At 55.0% G+C, this 24,814-nt stretch carries 22 protein-coding genes and 1 riboswitch; of the genes, 9 read left to right on the top strand and 13 right to left on the bottom strand.

Annotated elements, in window-relative coordinates:
• Nucleotides 1-27 precede the first annotated feature (27 nt).
• From pdxR to ACX8ZY_RS19865, 4 genes are all read left to right on the top strand, one after another.
• A complete protein-coding gene (gene pdxR / locus ACX8ZY_RS19850) occupies nt 28-1,518 on the top strand; it encodes a MocR-like pyridoxine biosynthesis transcription factor PdxR (protein ID WP_182500568.1) in 1,491 nt (496 codons plus the stop codon).
• A gap of 97 nt (nt 1,519-1,615) precedes the next feature.
• Nucleotides 1,616-2,992: a glycoside hydrolase family 10 protein gene (locus ACX8ZY_RS19855; RefSeq protein WP_346465619.1), complete on the top strand. Its 1,377-nt coding sequence runs from the start codon at nt 1,616-1,618 to the stop codon at nt 2,990-2,992.
• A gap of 83 nt (nt 2,993-3,075) precedes the next feature.
• The gene (locus tag ACX8ZY_RS19860) at nt 3,076-3,816 is read left to right on the top strand and encodes a nitroreductase family protein (protein WP_158132378.1); all 741 of its coding nucleotides are present in this window, start codon (nt 3,076-3,078) and stop codon (nt 3,814-3,816) included.
• 166 nt (nt 3,817-3,982) lie between these two features.
• A complete protein-coding gene (locus tag ACX8ZY_RS19865) occupies nt 3,983-5,185 on the top strand; it encodes an MFS transporter (RefSeq protein WP_010246959.1) in 1,203 nt (400 codons plus the stop codon).
• 63 nt (nt 5,186-5,248) lie between these two features.
• On the opposite strand, the gene ACX8ZY_RS19870 is transcribed toward ACX8ZY_RS19865, so the two are convergent.
• Both ACX8ZY_RS19870 and ACX8ZY_RS19875 read right to left on the bottom strand, forming a co-directional pair.
• Nucleotides 5,249-5,464 carry a YdgH/BhsA/McbA-like domain containing protein gene (locus ACX8ZY_RS19870; protein WP_010246960.1) on the bottom strand — a complete coding sequence of 72 codons (216 nt, stop codon included), beginning with the start codon at nt 5,462-5,464 and terminating at the stop codon, nt 5,249-5,251.
• Nucleotides 5,465-5,573: 109 nt separating this feature from the next.
• A complete protein-coding gene (locus ACX8ZY_RS19875; protein ID WP_010246961.1) occupies nt 5,574-6,491 on the bottom strand; it encodes a LysR family transcriptional regulator in 918 nt (305 codons plus the stop codon).
• Between the two features lie 161 nt (nt 6,492-6,652).
• Here ACX8ZY_RS19875 and ACX8ZY_RS19880 point away from each other — a divergent pair, with 161 nt between their 5' ends.
• Nucleotides 6,653-7,333 carry a type 1 glutamine amidotransferase domain-containing protein gene (locus ACX8ZY_RS19880; RefSeq protein ID WP_425021052.1) on the top strand — a complete coding sequence of 227 codons (681 nt, stop codon included), beginning with the start codon at nt 6,653-6,655 and terminating at the stop codon, nt 7,331-7,333.
• A gap of 1,080 nt (nt 7,334-8,413) precedes the next feature.
• Here the strand turns inward: ACX8ZY_RS19880 and ACX8ZY_RS19885 are convergent.
• The gene (locus ACX8ZY_RS19885; RefSeq protein ID WP_233273093.1) at nt 8,414-8,926 is read right to left on the bottom strand and encodes a LysR substrate-binding domain-containing protein; all 513 of its coding nucleotides are present in this window, start codon (nt 8,924-8,926) and stop codon (nt 8,414-8,416) included.
• 397 nt (nt 8,927-9,323) lie between these two features.
• On the opposite strand from ACX8ZY_RS19885, the gene ACX8ZY_RS19890 reads away from it, so the two are divergent.
• Entirely contained in the window at nt 9,324-9,848 is a 525-nt protein-coding gene (locus ACX8ZY_RS19890; protein ID WP_010246964.1) for a phenolic acid decarboxylase, read from the top strand.
• 19 nt (nt 9,849-9,867) lie between these two features.
• Here ACX8ZY_RS19890 and clcA read toward each other — a convergent pair whose 3' ends face one another.
• Nucleotides 9,868-11,196 carry a H(+)/Cl(-) exchange transporter ClcA gene (clcA, locus tag ACX8ZY_RS19895; RefSeq protein ID WP_233273097.1) on the bottom strand — a complete coding sequence of 443 codons (1,329 nt, stop codon included), beginning with the start codon at nt 11,194-11,196 and terminating at the stop codon, nt 9,868-9,870.
• A 154-nt stretch (nt 11,197-11,350) separates the two neighbouring features.
• Entirely contained in the window at nt 11,351-11,659 is a 309-nt protein-coding gene (locus ACX8ZY_RS19900; protein ID WP_060679302.1) for a YicS family protein, read from the bottom strand.
• Between the two features lie 165 nt (nt 11,660-11,824).
• On the opposite strand from ACX8ZY_RS19900, the gene ACX8ZY_RS19905 reads away from it, so the two are divergent.
• Together ACX8ZY_RS19905 and ACX8ZY_RS19910 are read left to right on the top strand one after the other, a co-directional pair.
• The gene (locus ACX8ZY_RS19905) at nt 11,825-13,051 is read left to right on the top strand and encodes an FAD-dependent oxidoreductase (protein ID WP_425021051.1); all 1,227 of its coding nucleotides are present in this window, start codon (nt 11,825-11,827) and stop codon (nt 13,049-13,051) included.
• A 152-nt stretch (nt 13,052-13,203) separates the two neighbouring features.
• Nucleotides 13,204-14,970, top strand: coding sequence for a sensor domain-containing phosphodiesterase (locus ACX8ZY_RS19910; RefSeq protein WP_159226847.1), 1,767 nt, complete (start codon nt 13,204-13,206; stop codon nt 14,968-14,970).
• A gap of 42 nt (nt 14,971-15,012) precedes the next feature.
• Here the strand turns inward: ACX8ZY_RS19910 and ACX8ZY_RS19915 are convergent, their stop codons facing one another.
• The 6 genes from ACX8ZY_RS19915 to ascF form a co-directional block, all read right to left on the bottom strand.
• A complete protein-coding gene (locus ACX8ZY_RS19915; RefSeq protein WP_158132373.1) occupies nt 15,013-15,948 on the bottom strand; it encodes an ABC transporter substrate-binding protein in 936 nt (311 codons plus the stop codon).
• 23 nt (nt 15,949-15,971) lie between these two features.
• Nucleotides 15,972-16,733 carry an ABC transporter permease gene (locus ACX8ZY_RS19920; protein WP_425021050.1) on the bottom strand — a complete coding sequence of 254 codons (762 nt, stop codon included), beginning with the start codon at nt 16,731-16,733 and terminating at the stop codon, nt 15,972-15,974.
• Nucleotides 16,730-17,470, bottom strand: coding sequence for an ABC transporter ATP-binding protein (locus ACX8ZY_RS19925; RefSeq protein ID WP_425021049.1), 741 nt, complete (start codon nt 17,468-17,470; stop codon nt 16,730-16,732). The genes ACX8ZY_RS19920 and ACX8ZY_RS19925 overlap by 4 nt, the downstream gene beginning before the upstream one ends.
• Nucleotides 17,467-18,168, bottom strand: coding sequence for a TenA family protein (locus tag ACX8ZY_RS19930; protein ID WP_346546066.1), 702 nt, complete (start codon nt 18,166-18,168; stop codon nt 17,467-17,469). The genes ACX8ZY_RS19925 and ACX8ZY_RS19930 overlap by 4 nt, the downstream gene beginning before the upstream one ends.
• Nucleotides 18,169-18,236: 68 nt before the next feature.
• Nucleotides 18,237-18,339: riboswitch (TPP riboswitch) on the bottom strand.
• 106 nt (nt 18,340-18,445) lie between these two features.
• Nucleotides 18,446-19,876, bottom strand: a complete 1,431-nt coding sequence (locus tag ACX8ZY_RS19935; RefSeq protein ID WP_039389761.1) for a 6-phospho-beta-glucosidase — start codon at nt 19,874-19,876, stop codon at nt 18,446-18,448.
• A 36-nt stretch (nt 19,877-19,912) separates the two neighbouring features.
• Entirely contained in the window at nt 19,913-21,379 is a 1,467-nt protein-coding gene (gene ascF, locus ACX8ZY_RS19940; protein ID WP_010246981.1) for a PTS cellobiose/arbutin/salicin transporter subunit IIBC, read from the bottom strand.
• A gap of 256 nt (nt 21,380-21,635) precedes the next feature.
• Here ascF and ACX8ZY_RS19945 point away from each other — a divergent pair, with 256 nt between their 5' ends.
• Entirely contained in the window at nt 21,636-22,655 is a 1,020-nt protein-coding gene (locus tag ACX8ZY_RS19945) for a LacI family DNA-binding transcriptional regulator (protein WP_022624417.1), read from the top strand.
• Here ACX8ZY_RS19945 and ACX8ZY_RS19950 read toward each other — a convergent pair.
• The gene (locus ACX8ZY_RS19950; RefSeq protein WP_425021048.1) at nt 22,652-23,401 is read right to left on the bottom strand and encodes a DeoR family transcriptional regulator; all 750 of its coding nucleotides are present in this window, start codon (nt 23,399-23,401) and stop codon (nt 22,652-22,654) included. The genes ACX8ZY_RS19945 and ACX8ZY_RS19950 overlap by 4 nt on opposite strands.
• Before the next feature lie 76 nt (nt 23,402-23,477).
• Nucleotides 23,478-24,740 carry a DUF1479 domain-containing protein gene (locus ACX8ZY_RS19955; protein ID WP_158132368.1) on the bottom strand — a complete coding sequence of 421 codons (1,263 nt, stop codon included), beginning with the start codon at nt 24,738-24,740 and terminating at the stop codon, nt 23,478-23,480.
• Between the last annotated feature and the right edge of the window lie 74 nt (nt 24,741-24,814).

The following is a 24,814-nucleotide window of genomic DNA, read 5'->3' on the forward strand; positions in this document are numbered from 1 at the left end:
CAATTGTCAGAGGAAAGGTGGAGCCAATTGCGACTCTTATACGCAGATCATCTATTAGCGCGGTTACAGTTTTTAAGAACTGGCTCATTACATCAGCGGCTGCTGAACTGCATGCAGGCCGCGATCGCTGAAGAGGTGTTTCCGCGCGGAAGCCGTTTACCGCCAACCCGCGATCTGGCGCGCGAACTGGGCGTGTCGCGAAACACGGTTATGCATGTTTATGAGAGCCTGATGGCGCAGGGCTATGTCACCGCGCGGACCGGCAGCGGCACCTGGATTGCAGAGACGCTGCCGGAAAACTCTCTGCAGAGTGATGCAATTGCTGACCTTCAGGCGGTAAAGGCGCAACGACCGGCGACGCTGTCGAAGCGTGGCGCCAGTCTGCTGGGGCACGCGACAGCATCGCCTTACCAGTGGGGCGCGTTTGTCCCCGGCGCGCCCGATGTGACCGAATTCCCCCACAAGCTGTTCAGTCAGATTCAGGCGCGTCTGAATCGCGAACCTGACGTTCACCGCCTGGTCTACAGCAGCGGCGGTGGCTGTCCCGATCTGCGCCATGCGCTGGTGGATTATCTGCGGGTGGCACGCTCAGTGCGGGCCGATGCTGACCAGATCCTGATCACCGAAGGGGTTCATCAGGCGGTTGATCTGGTGACGCGGGTGTTGTGCGATCCTGGCGATCGGGTCTGGATGGAGGAGCCCGGCTACTGGGGAACACGCAATCTGCTGCGCATGAATGGCCTGAAGATTCGGGCGATGCCCGTGGATGAGCAGGGACTGGTGCCGGACAGCGGCCCGGCACCAAAGATGGTGTTTGTGACGCCCTCTCATCAATATCCGCTGGGTGTGCATCTAAGCCTGGCCCGTCGTCAGGCATTGCTCACCCTTGCACGTCGCCATCAGAGCTGGATTGTGGAAGATGACTACGACAGCGAATTTCGTTTTTCCGGCCAGCCTCATCCCTCACTACAGGGGCTGGAAGCGGATGCGCCGGTCATTTACATGGGAACGTTCAGCAAAACGCTCTATCCCGCGCTGCGCATTGGCTACATGGTGGTGCCGAAACCGCTGGCACAGCCGTTGCGCATCGCCGCGGCAGAGCTCTATCGCGGCGGACATCTGCTGATTCAGCGTGCGCTGGCGGAGTTTATCCGGCTGGGCCATTACATGGAGCATATCCGCCGGATGCGCCTGCTTTACCGCCAGCGGCGGCAGTTTCTCTGCAGGCTGATCGAGCGCTATCTGGGGCCAGCCTTTTTACCGGCATTCAATCATGAAGCGGGACTGCATCTGGTGATCCCGCTGCCAGCAGGCGCGGATGACGTGGCGATAGCCGCGGAGGCGCTAAAGCGCGGCGTCAAAGTACGGCCACTTTCGCAATATTATATGCACCCTCAGGAGGCGCGCGGATTGCTGCTGGGTTACGCCTGCGTCAATGAGCGGCAGTGTCAGGATGCGTTTGGCACACTTAAAGCCTGTCTTGCGTCCGCCGGAATGGTATTCACTCCGCAGCGCTAGCGGGTTCAAGGGTGCTTTTTTTGAAGGAGGGCGGTTTTACTGCCGCCTCTGTGCTAACGCATTGACATTTAATCAGAGTCACCGAGAATACTCCTCTTTGCGCCCCGACCAGACAATACTGGAGTCTATCATCGCCTTTAAACCCTTTACTGCACCGGCCCGTGCGGCTATTAAGCGAGGCGCCGCGCTGGCTGCCGCGTTGTTGCTGGTCAGTTGCGCATCTGAGCCGCCGAAATCGCTGGTTACACCTTTTCCGCCCGTGACGAAACAGCCGCTACCGACGCCCGGCAAGCCAGCACAACCTCATGCGCAGGAACCGATGCGGGGCGTCTGGTTAGCCACGGTTTCGCGTCTTGACTGGCCGCCCGTTGCCTCGGTGAATGGCACCAGTCCGGCGCAGCGTATCCGCCAGCAGCAGCAATCGCTGATCGAAAAGCTGGATAAGCTGAAAAGCCTGGGCATCAATACGGTGTTTTTCCAGGTTAAGCCTGATGCCACTGCGCTCTGGCCCTCAAAAATCCTCCCCTGGTCAGATATGCTGACAGGAAAAATTGGTGAAGATCCGGGCTATGATCCGCTGCAGTTTATGCTGGATGAGGCGCATAAGCGCGGTATCAAAGTCCATGCCTGGTTCAACCCTTACCGGGTGTCGGTAAACACTAAATCGTCTACCGTCAGCGAACTCAACCGCACGCTGTCACTGCATCCGGCCAGCGTTTTTGTGCTGCATCGCGACTGGATCCGCACTGCAGGCGATCGCTATGTACTCGATCCGGGTATCCCTGAGGCGCGTGACTGGATCACCAGTATTGTGGCCGAGGTGGTGGCGCGTTATCCCATCGACGGTGTGCAGTTCGATGACTACTTCTATGCGGAATCTGCCGGTTCACTGCTCAACGATAATCAGACCTTCAGCCGCTACGGTCAGGGGCTTGCCAGCAAAGCGGACTGGCGGCGTCACAATACTCAGCAGCTGATTGAGCAGGTGTCACGTACCATCAAACAACTGAAGCCGGACGTGGAGTTTGGTGTCAGCCCGGCGGGCGTCTGGCGTAATCTGTCGCATGATCCTGCCGGTTCCGATACCCGCGGAGCGGCGGCGTATGATGAAGCTTTTGCCGATACCCGCCGCTGGGTGCAGCAGGGCTTGCTGGATTACATTGCACCTCAGCTCTACTGGCCTTTTTCCCGTCAGGCGGCCCGATACGATGTGCTGGCAAACTGGTGGGCAGAGGTCGTGAAACCGACTAAAACCCGGCTCTACATCGGCCTTGCTCTCTATAAAGTGGGCGAGCCGTCAAAAGTTGAGCCTGACTGGACACAGCAGGGCGGCGTACCGGAGCTGAAAAAGCAGCTCGACCTTAATGAATCGAACCCCAATATTGATGGCACGATTCTGTTCAGAGAGAACTATCTGAATCAGCCGCAGACTCAGCAGGCGGTAAGCTATCTTAAAAGCCGCTGGGGAGGCTGAGAAACGCCGCGACAGCATGACCAGTGCGGTTAAGTTTTTCCTTGTGACTTGCTGCTATTCTTGCGCTTTATATGGGAGGAACCATGAGCGAACTGATTGATATTTTTACAAGTCACAAAAGTGAACGCAGTTTCACTGAGCAACCTGTCGATGAAGCTGTGCTGGATCGGATTATCAGTACCGCTTATCGCGCACCGACATCAGTAAACTCGCAGCAGGTTTCTGTGGTGATCACGCGTGATGCCGGACGTCGCGCACAGATCGCCGCCATTGCAGGCGGTCAGCCGTGGATTGCCAAAGCACCGGTGTTTATCACCTTTGTGCTGGATATGCATAAATCAGCCGTGGGAATGGCCGCTGTCGATCAGCAGCAGATCGCCCATCAGAGCATTGAGAGTATCGTGTCGGGTTCTACCGATATCGGTATCGCGCTGGGATCGGTAATGGCGGCTGCGCGTGCCGAAGGTCTGGGAATTGTGCCAATTGGCGGTATCCGTCGCGACCCACAGTCGATGATTTCACTGCTGGAGCTGCCGCCGCTGACCTTCCCGGTAGCGGGTGTGGTAATCGGTCACGTAGACGAACCGGCTCATCAGAAACCACGTCTGCCTCTGGCAACGTTCCGCCATGATGAGACTTACCAGACGCAGGGTCTGGAGCAGCAGATTGCAGCCTACAACGATGAGATGGTTCAGCACTGGAAGACGATTGGTCGTAATGACGGTGAGAGCTGGAGCGAAAGCGTCAGCGGTTACTATAAAAACATCTACTTCCCGAATGTACTGCCAGCACTGCTGAAGCAGGGTTTTGGCACAGATAAATAGTTCGCTCTCGTTATTGAGTGAATAGAAAAAGGCCATCCGTAGCGTTTACGGGTGGCCTTTTTCATTTTGTTACTATAACGAAAGGTGACTTTCCACGTCGTAACACATAATTTCCCTTTTAACCGAAGCGCAACTGCCTCTAACACTTACCTTCCAGGGAAATAACATGTCTCAGCGTTCACTCTACGCGCTCTGTTTAATGAGCTTTTTTCTGGCCGATGTCCGCGACGGCCTGGGGCCATTTCTGGGCATCTTTCTTACGGAGCGACACTGGCAACCCGACGAAATCGGTCTGGTAATGACCTGTGGCGGTATCGCCGGATTACTTGCCACGCTACCGGCAGGGATCGCCGCCGATGCGACCCGTCATAAAAAAATCATTGTGCTGCTGGGCTGTCTGGTGATTACCGTTGCCACACTGCTGCTGTGGTACAGCAATCAGACCTGGACGGCGATGGTCTCGCAGGTTGTAGCAGGCCTGGCTGCGGCGTTTATCGGCCCGACTGTGGCGGGGATCACCTTAGGGCTCACGGGTCAGCGCGGCTTTAACCAGCAGATGGGACGCAACGAGGCGTTTAATCATGGCGGGAATACGATTGCTGCATTGCTGGCCGGTTTTTCAGCCTGGTACTGGGGCATGGGTGCCGTTTTCATTCTTATGACGGTAATGGCGGTTTTCGCTGCTTTCGCTACGCTGGCAATTCGCGGAAATGAGATCGATAACGATGTGGCGCGCGGTTATGAACCGCATGAAGAGCGTCAGCCAGCGCTGCACTTATCAATGTTGTTGCGAAACCCGGCGCTGATGATCGCCGGTTTGACGCTGCTGCTGTTTCATCTTGCCAATGCCGCGCTGCTGCCGATGCTGAGCATGCGCGTCGCCTCGGCAGGCGGCCAGGCGGCGATCAGTCCGGGCCTTTACGCGGCGGCAACGGTGGTGATTTCCCAACTGGTGATGATCCCGGTCGCGCTGTGGGTATCTAAACGCGTTGATACGCACGGCTATCGCCTGTTTATCATGATCGCCCTGATGATATTACCGCTGCGCGCGGTTCTCGCCGCCGGCTTTGCCGGGCCGATTTTTGTCATTCCGGTTCAGGTTCTGGATGGTATTGCGGCTGGGATTCTCGGTGTGGCAGTGCCAGGCTATATTGTCTCCCTGCTGCGGGGTACGGGGCATGTTAACGCCGGGCAAAGCGTTATTATGCTGATGCAGGGCGCAGGTGCAGCGCTGAGTCCCGCCATGACGGGCATGATCGCCGCACGTTATTCCTACAGCACCGCGTTTGCGGTACTCGGCGCAATTGCGCTGGCAGCGCTGATTCTATGGTGGCGCACCGGTAGCGCCCCAGCCGCCCGTCTGGCCTGATCAAATACAAAAAAGGCTGCCCATTGGGCAGCCTGTTCTGGCAAATCCGTTTGCGACCATCCGTTATTTATACAGTTCTGCGGTCATGTGAACACGGTTGTTGGTGTTCGCTTCCGTAATTTTATACTGCGCACCCTGTTCCTGAGCCTGAGCAGCAATTTTTGATTCTGCGCCATCCAGTGTGGATGAGGTGACAGAAACGCTCTCGGCAAAGCTGCCAAAAGAGATCAGAGAAAGAGTTGCGAGTGCGGCGATTGAAAGTGCTTTTACGTTTTTCATGGTCATATTCCTGAGTTATGAATTGGGAGGATGTTTGCCTCCGATGGGAATAATAGTAACTCAGGTTATGATATCAATATTAACTATTAGTGCGGCAATGGTGATCGTGCTAATTGTTTATCTGAGGATCAGACAGCGACTGTGCCGTCTCCGTTATCAACGCCCTGAACCAGCGATGGGCAGGATCGTCGCGATAGCGTGCATGCCAGCCCATTTCAACCGGAAAGGTGCCCAGGTCAACCGGCGCGGGAATGATTCTGAGCCGCTGATCGCGTGAAAGGTGCTGACAGATCAAACGCGGCAGGGTCGCGCAGTAGTCCGTGACCGCAATCATTTCCGGCACGGCCAGAAAGTGTGTGACGGAGACTGCAACCTGACGACGCAGGCCTCGCTGTTCAAGCGCCTGATATAAACCGGCGCGCATACGGCCAGGCGGCAGAACGTTGACGTGCTTTAGCTGCTCATATTGCTCCGCGCTGAGGTTTTCGCCCACCAGCGGATGATCGGCGCGTATCACGCAGGCCAGACCTTCATTCATCAGGTGCTGAACGACGAGATTGTCGGGCGGCTCCACGATACGGCCCAGCACCATATCGGTATTACCTGAAATCACACCGGTTTCAGTGACATCATTACCAAAAGGAGTGAGGCGGAGTCGGATGCCGGGCGCACAGCTCCTCAGGCGGGCCACGATGGCAGGCATCATGATGAATTCTACATAGCTGTTTGGCGCAAGCGTGAAGAGCCGGGTGGCATGAAGCGGATCAAAGTCCTGCTGGCCAAGAATAACCTTGTCGATCGATGACAGCGCAGCACCGACCACCTGAGCCAGCTGTTCCGCTTTCGGCGTCGGCCGCATCCCGTAACGTTCGCGGATAAATAGCGGATCGTTGAGCGTTTCACGCAGCCGGTTTAATGCATTAGAAAGCGCCGGCTGGGTTATGCCAAGCCGTTCCGCTGCGCGGGTAACGTTGCGCTCCTCCATCATGACCAGCAAAACTGGCAGTAAATTCAGATCGTATTTCATTAAGCTATAATGCTATGTGAATAACTGAAATTGAAGAAATAAATTTCATAAATATTCGTAACCCCGCCATGATTAACGGGTCAACGCAGAAGATAGCGGCTCAGACGCTGGTTCTGACTATCCTTACACCTGAAACCGACTAACTGTTATATGGAGCGGAAATGAAAATTTTAATGGTTTTGACCTCGCATGATGAGTTGGGCACCACTGGCAAGAAGACCGGTTTCTGGCTGGAAGAGCTTGCGGCACCTTACTATGCATTTCTTGATGCGGGCGTAGAGATTACCCTGGCTTCACCGAAGGGCGGACAGCCTCCACTCGATCCAAAAAGTGATGAATCCGATTCTCAGACTGATGAGACCCGCCGCTTCCATGCCGACTCTGCTGCTCAGGCAGTACTGGCCTCGACCGTCAAGCTTGATACTGTTGATCAGGCAGCGTTTGATGCCGTTTTCTACCCAGGAGGCCATGGTCCTTTATGGGATCTGGCAAACGACAAACACTCCATTTCGCTGATTGAGCAAACCCTGCAGGCGGGCAAACCGGTTGCGCTGGTCTGTCATGCTCCAGGTGTCCTGCGTGATGTGAAAAATGCTGATGGCACGCCTCTGGTCAAAGGAAAGAAAGTTACTGGCTTTACGAACAGTGAAGAAGAGGGCGTTGGCCTGACTGACGTGGTGCCGTTCCTGGTTGAAGATGTGCTAAAACAGAACGGCGGCCTTTACTCACGCGGTGATGACTGGCAATCCTATACGGTTCAGGATGGTTTGCTAATTACCGGTCAGAACCCAGGTTCTTCAGCCGAAACCGCGAAGGTTTTACTGGCAAGCCTGACGAAATAAAGATCTTTACAGCATGCTGAGTTTTGAGGGCGCCTGCGGGCGCTTTTTTTATTACTACCGCTAAGTGCCAGGGCAGATAGTGACCTGCTTAATTATTCAGGTTGAATAGATTAGGGCTCAATTTTTCTTAACATTGATAATAAATTTACGGGCGTTTCAGATCTAAATGATTGCCTGAAAAATTCACTGCAAATATAAACATGTTTTTAAAACCAGTGTTGACATCGTTTTTTATATCCGTAAAGTAGAATTCATCAGCGGCGTGCAGTTGCCCTGATAGACTGAAAACCAAAGGTGTTATGTGTTAAAGGTGCCGACAAGTGTTTGAGTTGAACTTGTCGGTGGTTCTGTTAAACATTGTTCTTTAAAACTGTTCGTTAGTTAAGATAACCCTGTTAAATGGAGTCGAAGTAAGTCTTTAAGAAGTATGTAGTATCGCGTCGCGATGATGTAAGGCCTCGTAGTTCTGAACGTTACGTTACGACAGGATACGATTGCGGTTTAAACGTCGTAATGAAAGTAAGGCAACGCATCAAAGAGTATATATCGCGATGGGGGTGTGCAGATTTATACGGGCCTGACCTGTCTTTGTCTCCTGAAAGACTATCAGGTGGTTGAAACCGCTAATAATAGTGACATTTCAGTATCGTGATCATTATTATCCGCAGGATCTGTTCATAAATAGCAGTACCGAAGTAGTACCTATCAATTAAGTTAGTTAATGGTAAACGTAAAATCTGTAGTACCTTAAAAGCCCTGGCTATTTCAGTCAGGGCTTTTATCATTTTACGTTGTCTGTCAGTTCTTTTCAGAACGTAAATATGAGTAATTAACATTATCAAAGCAGCTTTTATCGATAATATTTAAAGTGATTCACGCGCGATTTATTCTCCTGCTATTGTTTCCTCAGTTCAACACTCTCTTTCCTGATCTCCCCAGCATCACTTTTACCCCGCTATCGACATAGTAAAGCGCGATTTTGCCTTTTCGACGTCGGACAGAATGCGATATAACGCCCCGTTATCCTGTCTGTTGCTTAAACAAAATCGCAAAACAGTGAGCCGCAGTCCGCTATCTCTGTTAATACACCACCGTTTTAGCCACGGACGCCAGTCGTTCACGCAGCCACTCATGCCCTTTGTGATGATGGGTTCGGTTATGCCAGGCCATGATTTTACTGAAGCCGGGGATGATCAGCGGTGCTGGCAACATGACCAGACCCGTAGTGTCGACCGCAAGTCGTTTCGGTACCACGCTTACCAAATCAGTGACGCGCAAAATTTCCGGGAGCACCAGAAAACTGCAAACTGAGAGCGTTGCACGGCGGGCCTGGCCAATCGCAGCCAAAGCCTGGTCGGTGACCCCATGAAATTTTCCGACGGGCCACGAAACCAGCGCATGATCCTGCGCACAGAACTCACCCAGCGACAGCGTCGCACTGCCCGCCAGAGGATGATTTTCACTCAGCAGACAAACATATTCTTCATTGAACAGTTGCTGCGTATGCAATGTCGGCGGCGTGGTCTCTGGCGTCAGCAACGCCACATCAACGTCCCCATGTTCAAATTGTCCTGACAGGGTCTTATCTGGCAAAGTAATGATGAAAACATAATCAACCCAAAAAAGGAAAATACATCCGTTATAAATTTTTAAATTATTGAAAAATAAGCTCTATATCCAAAATATACTGAAGAAAGACTTACTCAGCATGGTGATAGATGACTGATGGATATCTCACATCAAAACTATTCATCTATAAGATTTAATTAGTAATTTATATGAAAATATCTCTTTTCTGGAGTCTATAGCCTTCAGGGGCCGGGAAGGGTTTTTTAATGGATTTTTAATTTACCCATCGCAAACCTTTTCTGTTTCAGATGGCAAAAAAATCAATCTGCGTCATAGTCAATATTCACCGAGTTATTGCGCTATAGCTTTCTTTTGAAATTCATCTGCGCCTGTTAAGTGCGCTATTCAAACAGAGGTTAAAATGTCTGCAGAATCTCCAGAGAATATCTCCAGCGATCTTTCTCAGTTCGTCGGTACGCATTTTGTCTATACCTATGATAATGGCTGGAAATATGAGTGGTACGCTCGCAACGAAACCACCTGCGACTACCGCATTCATCAGGGACTGGTAGGTGGCCGCTGGGTGACCAACCAGAAAATGCACGCGATTCAGTTCGCCCCGGGCATCTACAAAGTAGACTGGCATGAACCCACCGGCACCTGCGTCAGCCTGCTTTTTGATCTGAATCGCACCCTGGTTCACGGCACAATTTTCTTCCCGCAGTGGATTGCCGGTGAAGGTCAGCATCCGGAAAAAACTATCTGTTATCAGAATGATTTCATTGAAGATATGCACCGCTTCCGCGATGAAGGGCCGGCCTATCCGTATGTGATCATTCCAGAGTTTGCGAAAGTGACCTATATGAAGAATGAAGGTCCAGATAACGATGAAGTGATTAATCAGGCACCTGGACAGATGCCTGCTGACTATTTTGATGGTAAGTAATTAAGCCGGTCACCCGCCCCTACGGGCGGGTAGCTTCTGCCTGACGCGCCAGCGTGCGGGCCAGTATTGAGGAGTAGAGTGGTTTCCCTCCCAGAAACTGCGCCAGCAGCGTAGCGCCCAGACAGGTAATAATCATCGGCAATATCAGCTGATAGTTATCGGTCATCTCCAGCACCAGCACGATACCGGTCAGCGGTGCCCTTACCGACGCCGCAAACAGTGCTCCCATCCCCGCGATAGCAAAAGTGCCCGCTTCCAGATGATAAAACGGGAAGAGGTCCGACATGGCCACCCCAAAGGCTGTGCCGAGCAGCGTACCCAGCGCCAGCATCGGCGCAAAAATACCGCCTGGCGCACCTGAGCCAAAACAGAGCAGGGTGGTCACCAGCCTGACCAGGAAGATGACCAGCAGCAGGGCGAACGGAAAGACGCCATGGACCGCCTGTGGAATCAGTTCTGAACCGCCGCCTGCGCCAGGAGCAAACAGCAGAGCCAGAATACCGCAACTGCCGCCCAGTAATGCACCGGCCAGCACCACGCGCGCCGTTTTACCTGCATAAAAGCGGGCAAAAAGGTCCTGCGTGATAAATATCAGGCGGTTAAACAGGACGCCGACCATACCGATAATCATCCCGAGCACCAGATAGAGCCACAGCGTCTGCACGGGCGCATCAGCCAGCTTGCCGACGGAGATCACCGCCTGTTCGCCGTTGAAACAGCGGAACACAATGCTGGCCATAATCACACCGGTAAACACGGCTTTAATTGAAATCAGGTTATAGCGGAATTGCGGACGCATCTCCTCGATGATAAACAGGATGCCCGCCAGCGGCGCATTAAACGCTGCCGCCAGACCAGCCGCCGCGCCGGTTGCCAGCAGCGTATGGCGTGCCTCATTGCTGCGCATCCCCAGAATATCAATGACCATGCGGCCAATGTTCCCGCCCAGCTGCACTGTCGGGCCTTCCCGGCCCAGCACCATACCGGCACCCAGCGTGCCCATGCCGCCAAAGAACTTCACCGGAATCACCCGCCACCAGCGCACAGGCCTCAGCTCTTCCAGCGCCCCTTCAATTTCAGGGATACCGGAGCCACCCGCTTCGGGAGCAAAGCGCCTGACGAGAAAATAGCCCACCATCGCCAGCAGAGCCGAGATGGCAAAGGCGGCGGCGTAGAGCATCCAGCCCTGAAACTGCGATGGTATAAGCGTGTCAGCACGCCACTGCTGTATTGTTTCAACGGCCCGGGCAAACGCCACGCCCGCCAGGCCAACCAGCGTACCGACCAGCGCGGCACAGAACAGCATCGCCAGCGGTGTTTTATCACGATAGAGCAGGGCGCGAAACATCCGGCTGCGCGCCGCGATGGAGCGGGGAACATAAACCGGCTGCGGTGATTCTTCATTCATTGAGAGACATTCTTGTTCAACCAGACCAGCGCCCCAGTTTACTGAGTGATAAGGTGAAAACAAACGTCAGGATCAATTTCATCGGGGTAAAGGGTTAATTCGTCTGTGGTGGACAAACCACTTGCGCCATGCGTTCGCGGTAGGCTGGATCATCCTGGTTTTTCAGCGCCTGAGCCGCCGCGGTCAGCGTGACCTGATTCTGCTTCTGGTTCTGCTTATCGTTAAGAAACGTCTGACGCAGTTTTTCATCGGAGATGGCTGGCGATAGCTGGCACTTCTGGCGCAGATCGTCAGTTATCTGCTGCTGACGCAGCGCAAACTTCAGCGTGTCGTAGGGTGCGGCTGCCACAATCAGCGGGCTTAACAGCGGCAGAATAAACAGCGTGTTGCGGATCACGTTCATGATGGTCTCCTGACTGCTGAGGACAGGATCGGGTCTTCGGCAGTTTTCAGTTGATATTAATCGCATTGAGTGATTAGCCTGAGCACAATATCCCCGACCGACTGCGGCAACGTCGCCACGGTCGACGCAATAATCATAGCAATACTGGCGTGACAGGGAGCTGACATGCAGCCACATTCCACTGAAATTCTCACCGCTGACTGTTGTATCGTCGGCGGTGGCCCGGCCGGATTAATGCTGGGTTATCTGTTCGCCCGCGCAGGCCTGCGCGTGGTGGTGATCGAAAAGCACGCCGATTTTCTCCACGATTTTCGCGGTGACACCATCCATCCCTCGACGCTGGAAATTATGCATCAGCTCGGTCTGCTGGAATCTTTCCTGACGCTGCCGCATCAGCGTGCTGAAAAGCTGGAGGCGGAAATCGGCGGACAGAGTATTACGATGGCCGATTTCTCACGCCTGCCGGTTCAGTGCCGTTTTATCGCCTTTATGCCGCAGTGGGATTTCCTGAACTATATGGCTGAACAGAGCGCCCGGTATTCGGGCTTCAGCCTGCTGCAGTCGACCTCTTTTGAGTCGCTGAACGTTGAAAATGGCAAGGTCAGTGGTGTGATAGCTTCCCGCGGGAATCAGCAACTGCACATCCGCTGTAAACTGGTGGTCGGTGCAGATGGCCGCCATTCACGCGTACGCGAAGCGGCAGGACTGACCGGACAGGAGTTCGGCGCAGCACGCGATGTCATCTGGTTCCGCTTAAGTAAACAGCCGCAGGATCGCGATCTGGGTATGGGGCATAAAGGGCCACGCCAGAACTTTATTGTTATCGACCGCGGCGACTACTGGCAGTGCGGACTGACTATTCCGAAAGGGGAGTTTGAAGCGAAACAGGCCGCCGGACTCGACGCATTTAAAGCGGAAGTTGCCGCACTGTCGCCGTTCGGGCCTGCGCGCATGGCGGAAATCGAGAGCTGGGAGGCGTTCAAACTGTTGTCGATACGTATCGACCGCCTGGACAAGTGGGCGAAGCCCGGGGTTCTCTGCATTGGTGATGCGGCGCATGCTATGTCGCCGATTGGTGGGGTTGGCGTAAATCTGGCGATTCAGGATGCGGTAGCGACGGCGAATCTTTTGACCGATCCCCTGAAGCGGGGAGAACTGCAGCTGCGCGATCTGGAAAAAGTGCAGAAGCGCCGTCAGTTCCCTACCGTCGCCACACAGTTTTTGCAGATCAAAATGAGCCGCAGCAAAGCAAAAAGAAAACCTACGGGAAGCAGCAAGGTTCCCGCGATTATCCAGCGCCTGCCGTTTCTGCGTTTTGTACTGGGACGCCTGATCGGTCTGGGCTTCAGGACGGAGTCGCCGCAGGTTGCGCGCATGAAAGAAGAGCGTTAAATGATTTCGACAGCGATCAGATATCATGCGACACTGTTTCACTGTGAAAGTACTGTCAGATTGAGCCGCTATTTATCTGATAATTGGGCGCTAATTGAGCATTCCTGAGCTAAATTATTTTCGATTTTTGCGCCTGCATAGGAGAGGTTTCAGTGCATAACGAGCAAAATGGCAGCGACGTAAAACGTCTGAGTGCGATCAAGGCACTTTTGTCCCCGGATGAAGCCCGGGATAAGGTGCTGGAAAGATTCGTTAATCTCGCCAGCCAGGTGCTGGGTATTTCTGGCAGCTTCATTTCAATTATTGACGATCATAACCAATATATTAAAGCGTCCCGCAACTTCGATCTTAAGCAATCGACCCGTGATGAATCTCTTTGCCGCCACGTCATTGATGGTGAGGGACATCTGGTGGTGTATGACACCCTACTGGATGAGCGCTTTGTCACGCACCCGTTTGTGAAAGGCGATCCGCATATTCGTTTCTACGCCGGTGTCTCGCTGCAGAACCTCGACGGTGCGGTGCTGGGCACGCTCTGCGTCACCGATACCCAGCCACATCCCTTTACGGATGAGAAACTCGCTACGCTGCGCTCACTGGCTACGCTGGTCACCTCATTTCTGGATGCCTGGAACAACGCGGGTTTTGCCGACGTCATTACGCACCTGCCGAATCGTCCACGCCTGATTCGTGATATTCAGCAACTGACCCTTGTCGCACCACAGAGCCGCTTCCGCCTGATTCTTATCGACTGCCTCGACATCATTCGCGCCTATGAGCTTTCCCGTGCGGTGGGCATTGCGCCGATGGAGAAACTGCTAAAGCAGATGGCGCAGGATGTCGCTCACCGGCTCAATCTTCCGGAGAATGAAACGCTCTATACTTTCGCTCCAGGCCGTTTTGCCATTGTTCAGCCCTACTCGGGTCGTTATACCGCACATAACATGATCGACCTGTTTAAGGGCATGAAGGCCGATCTGGCGGAAAATATCACGCTCGACCTGGATGTCTTTACCGGTGAAACAGAGTTTGTACCGGGCCAGATGGATGCCAATGAAACGGTGCGACAGGCCGTGAGCGCGCTGCATGAAGCGGTTGATGAGAACATCAGTGCAATGTGTTTTGAAGAGAGTTACGACTCGCGGCGCACCGATGACTTTATGATCATGAACGATCTGGCTCAGGCGCTGAATAAAGACGAAGAGCTTTACCTGGCCTGGCAACCGAAAGTGTGTCTCAAAAGCGGTAAAACGGTCGGGCTGGAGGCGCTTATCCGCTGGAATCATCCTGAACGGGGCGAGCTTTTCCCTTCAGAATTCATTCCGTTAGCAGGTAAAACTAACCTGATTTCCGATCTGACCAACTGGGTTATCGATCACACCATTGAGCAGCTTGCGCGCTGGGATCGCGAATACGATCTGATTCCGGTTTCGATCAACGTCAGCGAACGCGACTTCGCAAAGCCCGATTTTGCCGATCGGCTGGTGGCAAAATTAGCGGCGGCTCAGTTACCCAATTCTATTCTGGGCATTGAGTGCCTGGAGAATGAACTGATCACCAAAACCAATGTGGCGATCAGCGGGCTGGAAGCGCTGAAATCACACGGCTTTGTGATCTCGCTGGATGATTTCGGCACCGGCTACAGCAACATCAGCTATCTGCAGGATATCCCGCTGGATGTGATCAAGATCGACCGATCCCTGATCTCGCGTATGAGTGAAGATGATGCATCAAAAATCATCGTCAGATGCATTATTCAGATGCTGAAAGAGCTCAATTACACCGTGCTGGCCGAGGGCGTTGAGACGGAAGCCACCCTGACGTTGCTGAAAACTTACGGTTGCGATCAAATCCAGGGCTACTTCTTTTCAAAACCGCTGCCAGCCAGCGATATTGAACACTGGCTTTATCAGAAGTGATGCCAGGAAAATGGCCCGCAGCGATCGTTGCGGGCTCTCTTATTACTCACTGCCGGTGGCGTAGCGCTCAACCGGCGTGATGCTTTTAATCAGCTTGTTATCAAACAGAAATTGCTCGTAAGCCTGATAGCGTGCGCGATCCAGTTTTGCCGGATCGGCAGCGAATAGCGGCAGGGCAGCACGCCATGCCTGATGATTCAGCGGCGTGTTCAGCTCCGGATGCGCGCGGGCAAAGGCCTGCCAGCTCTCCTCCGGGTGCGCCTGCAACAGCGCATTACCCTTCTTCAGTGCCCGCAAAAACTTTTTGATTTTCTCCGAGTGTGCCTCATCACGGTTGGCGACGATGATCAGTTCGTCATAGGCCGGAACACCATAATCCTCGACGTTGAAGACTACCGGTTTTTTACCGTGCTGTTTCATCTCCAGCGCTTCGATATTGCGATAGCCGCCGATAACCGCATCCACCTGCCCGGTCATCAGGGCGCTGGTGAGCTGGAAATTGACGTTAACCAGCTTAACCTGATCGGCTTTAACGCCATCATGGTTCAGCATGGTCGCCAGCGTCGCCTGTTCAATGCCACTGACGGAATAGCCGATACGTTTCCCTTTTAAATCGGCTGGTTTTTTTACCGTTTCGTCTAACGTCATCAGCGTATTCAGCGGACTGTTAATCAACGTCCCCACACGCATCAAGGGCAATCCCTGATCGGCGAAGAAATGCAGCTGCGGCTGATAGGTAATCGCTAAGTCCGCCTGCTTTGCTGCCACCAGACGCGGCGGCAGCGCCGGATCGGAAGGCGGCACAATGTTAACCTCCAGCCCTTCTGCCGCAAACGCGCCGGTCTGCTGGGCCACCATAATGGGTGCGTGATCGGGATTGATATACCAGTCGAGCACCAGTGTCAGTTTCTCCATCGCCTGAGCCTGTGTGGCTAAGGTGGCGCTGAACAGCAGGGTAAACAGAGGCATTTTTGTCATGGGTTTTCTCATTGGTATGGTCATTAATGTGTCTCGGGTGCCCAGGTAATCAGGCGGCGTAGCAGGATGTCGAGGGTCAGCCACAGGGCCAGCGTCATCAGCACCAGAATAAACAAGGCGGCGAAACAGAGGTCGCTCTGCATCCGGGCGTTGGCATTCAGCATCACGTAGCCCAGCCCTTCGGCCGAGCCGACCCATTCACCGATGATTGCGCCTATTGGCGCGACGGCTGCCGCCATCCGCAATCCTGAGCCCAGGGCGGGCAGCGCGGCTAACAGCCGGACATGGCGCAGTTGCGCTGCAGGTGATGCGCCCAGCGTGCGGGCCAGATCGAGATAGCCGGGCGTGACGCTACGCAGGCCATCAAAAAAGGCGGAGGTCACCGGGAAGAAGATTACGAGGACGGCCATCGCGACCTTTGCGCCCATGCCGAAACCAAACCAGAGCACCAGCAGCGGCGCCAGGGCAAAAACCGGAATCGCCTGGCTGGTGATCACCAGCGGCATCATCCAGCGCTGCAGCCACGGTGAAAAGGTCATACCCAGCGCCAGCACGCTCCCAAGCAGCACGCCGAGGGCCATGCCGCTGACGATCTCGGTCAGGGTAATCAAAGTGTGATGGCCGAGATAACCTGCGTTTTGCCACAGTGCGATGACGACCGCAGCGGGTGAGGGCAGCAGAAAGGCCGGAACCGAAGTCAGCGTGGCGAGCCACCACAGCGCAATTAGTCCGGCAAACAGCATCACTCCACGGTGAAGACCGGCAAAACCTTTGTGTAATCTCATCCCGCTATCCTGCTCAGCTGCTTCAGCAATGCGGCCTGACTCTGCATTACCTGTATGTCGTCTGCAGCCCGCGGTGGCTGGCCCGCCAGGGGCGGGCAGGTTTCAATTCCCGCAGAACCGATCACCAGCATGTGGTGACTGAGCCGACTGGCTTCAGCGGCGTCATGGGTAATCAGCAGCACGGTGTGTCCGACCAGCACTTCTGCGGCCAGCGTCTGGATCTGAGCGCGGGTGAGTGCATCCAGTGCGGAGAAGGGCTCATCCATCAGCACAACGGGCTGACGGGTGTAGAGGGTGCGGGCCAGCGCGGCGCGCTGACGCATCCCGCCGGAAAGTGTCGCGGGTCGCGCGTTTGCAGAATGGCTAAGACCTACCCGCATCAGCAGATGCTGCGCCCAGTCGCGATCGGCGCTTTCACCTTTCAGGCGACTGGCGAGGCAGACATTTTGTTCAACCGTCAGCCATGGATAGAGCAGATCCTGTTGCCCCATCCAGGCGATGCGTCCGGTCAGTGGCAGGCCGTCGCTGCCGCTGACCTGCCCGGCGGTGGGTGGCGTCAGACCAGCAATAACCCGCATCAGGCTGCTTTTTCCGACGCCGCTGGCACCCAGTAAAGCGGTAAAAGCACCGCCCGCGATCTCCAGATCAAGCTGGCTGAAGAGTGGCTGCTGGCCATAATTCAGGCTGAGCTGGCGAATTGAAATGCCTGGCGGCACCGGACTGCACGGCAGGTTCATGAGCTGATCCGCTGGGCGGCAGCATGGTTGAGACCCATCTGCCAGAAAGCGGCTTCCAGCCGGGTTGCAGTGGTGAAGATCGCCTCCAGCGGGTGAAACCGGTGTTCACCGGCACGCTGCCGGGCCAGGGTTTCAAACAGTGAAAGTGAGGAGCGAACGCCAGCCAGATAGGCTTCGTCGCCGTAATTTTCTATCCATGCCGCGTAAGGATTCCCCTCAAAGCGGGTTGCGGGATCATGCAGTAGTGTCAGGCCAATTTCAGCGTAACCGGCAACGCACGGCATCAGCGCGGTCAGCAGCTCCAGCGCATCCCCGGTGTGACCCACGTCCAGCACGTAGCGGGTGTAGTTGAGCGTTTCCACGGCTTCGGGTTCACTCGCCATAGCCGCCTCGCTGATGCCCCATTGCTGGCAGTAAGCCTGGTGAAGTGGCAGTTCGCTGACGATAGCGTTAAGCGATGCCGTTGCGCTGCGTAAGGCTGCAGGCTCGGAAAGTTTGCTGATCAGCAGGCCCCAGGCACGGGCGAAGTGCAACAGAAACAGATAATCCTGGGTGAGATAGTGGCGGAAGGCGGCGGGTGGCAGGGTGCCCTGACCGAGTTGCCGCACAAAATCGTGCCCGATATAGGCGTGCCATTGACTGCCCGCCTGCTGGCGCAGACGACCATAAAAGCCGGTGTCGAAAAGCGGATGTGACATAGGATCTCCAGTAACAGGGAGATCCGGGCATACGGTCTGGAACAGGGAATGTTGCAGGAGATGACGCAGAAAATCTGCCGACCCGTCCCTTCGCTGGCATGACCCAGATCAGGTTCAAAGGGTTCGGCTTACGCCATCTCAGCCCATTACAGGACACCCCTCGGAGACATTGGTTATACGATAATTACTGCCGGAGTACAACGGCAGTAATAAGCGTTCTGTTCCGGCGTTGCTGTCGCGCCAGTAACAGCATGACGATAGATTTTAAGTGACGTTGTCACTCAAGATCCGCACCATTACTGGCAATGACTTTTTTGTACCACCAGAAGGATTTCTTCCGCGTGCGCGCCAGCGTGCCGTTACCCAGGTCGTCGCGGTCAACATAGACAAATCCGTAGCGCTTGCTCATTTCACCCGTTGAGGCGGCAACCAGATCGATACAGCCCCAGCTGGTGTAACCCATCACTGGCACGCCATCCTCGATCGCGTCGCCCATGGCGCGGATATGTTCGCGCAGATAGCTGATGCGGTAATCATCGTTGATCTCGCCATTTGATTCGATCTCATCGCGCGCGCCCAGGCCATTCTCCACCAGAAACAGCGGCTTCTGATAGCGGTCATACATCATATTCATCGTGATGCGTAAGCCGAGCGGATCGATACCCCAGCCCCACTCACTGCGCGGTACATGCGGATTGGTCAGGGATTTCACCACATTGGCGGCGCTGCTGTTCTGCTCATTCATCTCTGCCGAGGCGCAACGTGAGGCGTAATAGCTGAACGAGACAAAATCGACGCTGTTTTTCAGAATGTCGGCATCGCCGTCAGCGATCTCAAGCGTCACACCTTTTTCACGGAACACGCGCGCGGCGTAGGCCGGATAGGCCCCACGCGCCTGCACATCAATAAAGAACAGGTTTTCGCGATCCTTTTCCAGCGCAGCCCAGACATCTTCCGGCTTGCTCGACCAGGGATAGAAGTTGCCGCCTGCCAGCATGCAGCCGACCTGGTTCATCGGATTTACTTCATGCGCGATGCGCGTTACCAGCGCGCTGGCGACCAGTTCATGATGGGCCGCCTGATACTTTACCTGATCCTTGTTCTCACCGGGTTCGAACACCAGACCGGCGCCGGAAAACGGGCTGTGCAGCAGGATATTAATCTCATTGAAGGTCAGCCAGTATTTCACCAGGCCATCAAACGCCTCAAAGCAGCTGCGGGCATAGCGGGCAAAAAAGTCGACCATTTTGCGATTGCGCCACGAGCCATATTCAGTCACCAGATGCATCGGCACATCAAAGTGACAGAGCGTGACCAGCGGTTCGATATTATATTTCCGGCACTCCTCAAAGACCGCGCGGTAAAAGGCGATGCCTTGCGGATTGGGCGTCAGTTCATCGCCATTGGGATAGAGACGGCTCCACGCAATCGACGTGCGGAACACGCTGAACCCCATCTCCGCCATCAGCGCAATGTCTTCCGGATAGCGGTGATAAAAATCGATGGCTTCATGGCTGGGATAAAATTCATCGTCACGCAGGGTAAAACGCTTTTCCAGACCGAGTTTGACCGGCATACGGTGCGGGCCATGTGGAATCATGTCGACGGTGGTTAAGCCCTTTCCGCCTTCACGAAAGCCGCCTTCACTCTGGTTGGCGGCCAGTGCGCCGCCCCATAAAAATCCTTGCGGAAACCTTGAATCAGACATGCAATCCTCTTTTCCGGGTCAGCGTGACCCTTTCCTTTAGTGGCTATTAATCGCGTTAGCGCGTTCGGTAACGGGCGCAGGTTGCGTTGCGCTTTCGGGTGCGGTTTTGGTTTCGGGTTCGGTTTCAGGAATATCTTCAAAACCTAACAGCAGCGTCAGCACAAATGACAGCACCACAGACAACACCATGACCGCACCGACCCAGACAATACTCATGGGATTGGTGGGATCGAAGAACTGTACGCTGGTAAACAGGCCGGGAGAGGCCATGGAGTGGCTGGCCAGCCCGCCAATGCCCGCGACCGCGCCGCAGATAAAACCACTGATCAGACAGGCGATCAGCGGTCGTTTTAAGCGGACCGCAACGCCATAGAGCGCCGGTTCTGAAATGCCGGCAATAATCGCTGATGCCGCCGCTGCCAGCGCGGTCTGGCGCAGTTCACGGTTTTTGGTCCGGAACGCCACCGCCAGCGACGATCCCCCCAGCGAGAGGTTGGCACCAATCTCTGACGGCATCACCATGCCCTCTTTGCCGGTTTCGGCAATGGTCTGGATGATGGTGGGGGTGAACACCCGATGCATCCCGGTCATCACCAGCAGCGGCCAGATTGCGCCCATAATCGCGACGGAAAGCCAGCCAAGATAGCCATGCACGGTGTAGACCAGCGCGGAGATGCCGCTGCCGATCCAGATACCAATCGGACCAATCAGCACAATCGCGATGGGTGCCGCAATCAGCACAATCAGCATCGGTTTCAGGAAGTTTTTAGTGACGGCAGGGGTAATACGATCCACGCCGCGCTCGATGTGCGACAGGATCCAGGTCATCACCAGCGCCGGGATCACCGTATAGGTATATTTCACCGCGGTCACCGGGATGTAAGCAAATTCCACCGCCTGACCCTGTGCCGCTTTCGCCATCAGTTCAACAAAGTTGGGATGAACCAGTACACCGGCAATGGCGATCGCCAGCGACATGTTCGTTTTGAATTTCAGCGCCGCAGAGGCGGCCACCATGATCGGCAGGAAGAAGAATGCGCCATCGCCAATCACGTTGAGGATGACCAGCGTTGATGAGCCTTTCTCAAACACGCCCGCCATATCCAGGATCATCGCCAGCAGCTTAACCATTGACCCGCCAATAATGGCCGGAATCAGCGGCGACATGGTGCCCACCAGCGCATCAAGAATACCTGCACCGATGCCTCGCAGCGTGATTTTACGTTTCACGGGTGCAGTTGATGTCGCTGCGGGCGATCCCAGCTCCAGCACCGCCTGATAAGCCTGTGACACGTTGTTACCAATGATCACCTGGCATTGAGTGTCGTTGTGCACCACGCCCATAACGCCATTGATCGCCTTGAGCCGGGGATAGTCGACCTGGTTTTCATCTTTCAACACAAACCGCAGGCGGGTCATGCAGTGGGTTACGGCTTCGATATTGGTGAGGCCGCCTAGCGCATCGACGATGGCGCGTGACACCTCGGCATAATTTCTGGGCATGATCGCTCTTCTCTGTAGGGTAAATCGGTTAAAGTTTTTATGTTTTTTCGCCTGCGGGCAGGTAAATAGGAAACCGGTTTCACAAAATCATGAAGTGCTTTCACAGCGCCGACAAGCGCCAAAATCATCCAGATCTCTTTTTTGTGAACTCCATCACCTGATGCTGCCAGGTAACCTCATACTAAGACGGGGTAAATATTTCCAACATTGAGAGGCTTAGGTAGACTGCAGGACGACGCAGCAAAGGAGCATCACCATGGCAACGATTCAGGAAGTGGCAAACAGGGCGGGCGTCTCTAAAGCGACAGTGTCACGTGTGCTCTCGGGCAATGGCTATGTCGGGCAGGAAAAGCGTGAAAAAGTACTGAAGGCGATTGCCGAAACCGGATACCGGCCCAATCTGCTGGCGCGCAACCTGGCGACAAAAACGTCTCAGACCATTGGACTGGTGATCACCAATACGCTCTACAGCGGCAGCTACTTCACTGAACTAATGGCACACTCCGCGCGCATACTGGAGCAGCAGGGCCGCCAGCTGATTCTGGCGGACGGCAAACACACCGCTGAGCAGGAAGAGGCGGCGATTCAGTTTCTGCTCGATCTGCGCTGTGACGGCATCATTATCTATCCGCGCTTCCTGAGCATTGACGCGCTGGATGCGATTATCTCCCGGCACAAACAGCCGATACTGGTGATCAACCGGCGGCTGCGCGTCAACCATAGCTACTGCATTTACAGCGATCAGCACGCCAGCAGCGCCACGGCGGTGAGCCATCTGCTGAATCAGGGGCATCGCGAGATCGCGTTTATCACCGGTTCACTCGATTCGCCGACCGGCGTCGAGCGACTTTCCGGCTATCACGCTGCGCTGGCCGCACAGGGCATTGAAGCCGATTCCCGGCGAATCGTGACCGGTAAATGGACGGCGCAGAGCGGTATGGCGGCCGTGGACCAGCTGCTGGAACGCAGGGTGACATTCAGCGCGCTGGTGGCGAGTAATGATGAGATGGCGATTGGTGCCATCAAACGTCTGACTGAATGCAACATCGCGGTACCCGGGCAGGTTTCGGTGATTGGCTTCGATGATATTCCGCTGGCGCCCTTCATCACGCCGTCGTTATCCAGCATGAAACTGCCGGTCACCGAGATGATCGATGAGACGATTAACCGCCTGCTGACCATGCTGGATGGCGGAGACTGGCATACTCAGGCACCCTTCACGGCCAGCCTGATGATGCGGGACTCCGTTACTAAAGGCCCCGGCCGTTCTGCTTAACCTGCGGCGATCTGTATCACCTCTATCGCCTTTTCCCTGAGCTGCGCTGCCGCCGCCGCATCCAGCGTCTCATCGGTAATCACGTGCCCGACCTGATAACCGGATGAAAGCGGATAAGGGTGAATCTGACCAAACTTGGAGGCGTCGGTCAGGGCATAGCTCTCAGCGCCTTTCGCCAGCACGGCATCCACCACATCACAGCGCAGCATGTTGCGGCCGGTAAAACCGGTCTCCGGATGCCAGCCATCCACGCCAACAAATGCCCGGTGAAAATGAACCTGCTGGATGGAATACCGCGTCAGCGGGCCGACTACTGACTCACTGCTTTTCTGCAGCAGGCCACCGAGCACAATCACCTCACAGGTGGCTTCCCGAAGAAGCTGGGCAATATAGTGACTGACGGTAATCAGCGTAAGATCGGCGCGGTCAGCCAGCGCACGCGCCAGCAGCGCATTGGTGCTGCCGCCTTCGATGAAGACCGATTCACCCGCCTGAACCAGGCTGGCCGCATGTCGTGCCAGCGCCTGCTTAGTGAGATAGCGGGTATTCATGCGGGTGCCGACGTTATCGCTGTCCAGCGCCAGCGCGGAACCGTGAACCCGCCGCAGCAACCGGTCGCGTTCCAGCAGTGTGAGATCCTGACGCACCGTCACTTCAGAAACCCCGGTAAGCTGCGCCAGTTCGCTGACCGTTACGCTGCCCCGGCTATTAACCAGTTGAATAATCTGATGATGTCGCGGGTTCATAATTGTGTTTCGCAGAAAAAAAGAAGCTCCAGTGTAACAGGGATATCCCGCGCTGGTGTACAACGCGGGATTGGGATCAGGACAAATCCAGCGACCGGCGTCCGTTAAGATTGAGATCCTGCAGCGTAAAACGCTGGCCCCACTCTGTTTCATAATCTTCTGGCGGAAAATCTCCCGGTGAACGTCCCTGCTCCAGGGACTGTGCAACCCGCCGGGCATAGGCGCGGTTTTTGTCACACATAGGTGCAGCGGGGATATACATCACATTGCCCCAGCCCTGCTGATCTTCAACCGGTGCAACGGCGTGGATCACATCACAGTGCCACCATACCGAATCGCCCGCCTCTAAGGCCGGTATCGAACAGAGTCCTGCAATCAGGTGCGGATGCCACTGTTCATTAACGGGCAACACCCGGCCCGGCGCGACGCCGCACAGTTCATCTTCAGGTACGTCTGAAAGCAGCGGGCGCAGCAGAACATAGGCCATCGCCTGCGGCACCGGCACCACGTGCAGCAGGCCCTGACCGGGGATCATATCGGAGAGTGCGGTCCAGCCCTGAAAGGTCCGGAACACGGAACATTTGGTGGTACCCGGCAGATCATACTCATCCACTTCGGTGCGGTGAGCTGCATCCCAGGGGTCGTAAGCGGCAAAATCACCGTGAAACAGCTTACTGAAAACCTGCTGATACGCGGGGAGTAACCAGCGTTCCAGCGCGCCGGAATCGGTATGGGCGCCTAATCCCTTCGAGGTGGTGCCCGGCAAGCGGCGACGGATGCGATCGGGATAGATAACGCTGACATCCGGGTCAAACCACTGCTTTCCCTGTGATTCAGACTTCCATAACCGGTTCAGAAAAGATTGCGCGTCAGCCATTGCCGCGCTCTGCCGCGCCTGCATTTGCGCCTGTGACCAGTAAATCGGATAGATTTCGGGGCGGGAGGCGGCCAGCGATCCAAAAAAGTCATCGCCAGGGCCGCGATAGTGTTCGTCAAACCGGTTGTGATCCAGATAGTCGAGCATCGACTTATCCCATGCCAGCGCCTGCTCACGCGCGAAGTGCTGCTTAATTACCACACAGCCGCGACGTTTAATCAGCGCCCGGGTTTCATCCGAAACCTTTCCCGCTGCAATGTCCTGCATGGGCACTACCGGCCAGGCACTGCCCGTGCGCTTTTCATCTGCTTTTGCTTCAGCAATCGCAGCAGTGATGTTGTCGCAAACCTGACGGAAAAGGGCATCGACATCACCAATCTGTTGACGTAACTGCTGTTTCATCTCGCGAATAGCGGTTTTGACGTCGTCAGGTAAAGGGGTTGATCGGGAATCTTCACGCATCTCGTGCTCCTGAATATCTGGGGGTTGAGTTACGAATGTAATTAAAATAACCTTCATTCGTAATATTCGGCTGA

The sequence above is a fragment of the Pantoea sp. XAF26B01_ASV70 genome, assembly GCF_054512635.1.

What these genes read in the sequence shown, in the direction of transcription:
- ACX8ZY_RS19955 (WP_158132368.1), bottom strand. Translation starts at nt 24,740, where the DNA reads ATGCGTGAAGATTCCCGATCAACCCCTTTACCTGACGACGTCAAAACC.
- ACX8ZY_RS19935 (WP_039389761.1), bottom strand. Translation starts at nt 19,876, where the DNA reads ATGTCTGATTCAAGGTTTCCGCAAGGATTTTTATGGGGCGGCGCACTG.
- ACX8ZY_RS19900 (WP_060679302.1), bottom strand. Translation starts at nt 11,659, where the DNA reads ATGAACGTGATCCGCAACACGCTGTTTATTCTGCCGCTGTTAAGCCCG.
- clcA (WP_233273097.1), bottom strand. Translation starts at nt 11,196, where the DNA reads ATGTTTCGCGCCCTGCTCTATCGTGATAAAACACCGCTGGCGATGCTG.
- ACX8ZY_RS19865 (WP_010246959.1), top strand. Translation starts at nt 3,983, where the DNA reads ATGTCTCAGCGTTCACTCTACGCGCTCTGTTTAATGAGCTTTTTTCTG.
- ACX8ZY_RS19905 (WP_425021051.1), top strand. Translation starts at nt 11,825, where the DNA reads ATGCAGCCACATTCCACTGAAATTCTCACCGCTGACTGTTGTATCGTC.
- ACX8ZY_RS19950 (WP_425021048.1), bottom strand. Translation starts at nt 23,401, where the DNA reads ATGAACCCGCGACATCATCAGATTATTCAACTGGTTAATAGCCGGGGC.
- ACX8ZY_RS19930 (WP_346546066.1), bottom strand. Translation starts at nt 18,168, where the DNA reads ATGTCACATCCGCTTTTCGACACCGGCTTTTATGGTCGTCTGCGCCAG.
- ACX8ZY_RS19870 (WP_010246960.1), bottom strand. Translation starts at nt 5,464, where the DNA reads ATGAAAAACGTAAAAGCACTTTCAATCGCCGCACTCGCAACTCTTTCT.
- ACX8ZY_RS19945 (WP_022624417.1), top strand. Translation starts at nt 21,636, where the DNA reads ATGGCAACGATTCAGGAAGTGGCAAACAGGGCGGGCGTCTCTAAAGCG.
- ACX8ZY_RS19880 (WP_425021052.1), top strand. Translation starts at nt 6,653, where the DNA reads ATGAAAATTTTAATGGTTTTGACCTCGCATGATGAGTTGGGCACCACT.
- ascF (WP_010246981.1), bottom strand. Translation starts at nt 21,379, where the DNA reads ATGCCCAGAAATTATGCCGAGGTGTCACGCGCCATCGTCGATGCGCTA.
- ACX8ZY_RS19890 (WP_010246964.1), top strand. Translation starts at nt 9,324, where the DNA reads ATGTCTGCAGAATCTCCAGAGAATATCTCCAGCGATCTTTCTCAGTTC.
- ACX8ZY_RS19920 (WP_425021050.1), bottom strand. Translation starts at nt 16,733, where the DNA reads ATGAGATTACACAAAGGTTTTGCCGGTCTTCACCGTGGAGTGATGCTG.
- ACX8ZY_RS19875 (WP_010246961.1), bottom strand. Translation starts at nt 6,491, where the DNA reads ATGAAATACGATCTGAATTTACTGCCAGTTTTGCTGGTCATGATGGAG.
- ACX8ZY_RS19925 (WP_425021049.1), bottom strand. Translation starts at nt 17,470, where the DNA reads ATGAACCTGCCGTGCAGTCCGGTGCCGCCAGGCATTTCAATTCGCCAG.
- ACX8ZY_RS19860 (WP_158132378.1), top strand. Translation starts at nt 3,076, where the DNA reads ATGAGCGAACTGATTGATATTTTTACAAGTCACAAAAGTGAACGCAGT.
- ACX8ZY_RS19915 (WP_158132373.1), bottom strand. Translation starts at nt 15,948, where the DNA reads ATGACAAAAATGCCTCTGTTTACCCTGCTGTTCAGCGCCACCTTAGCC.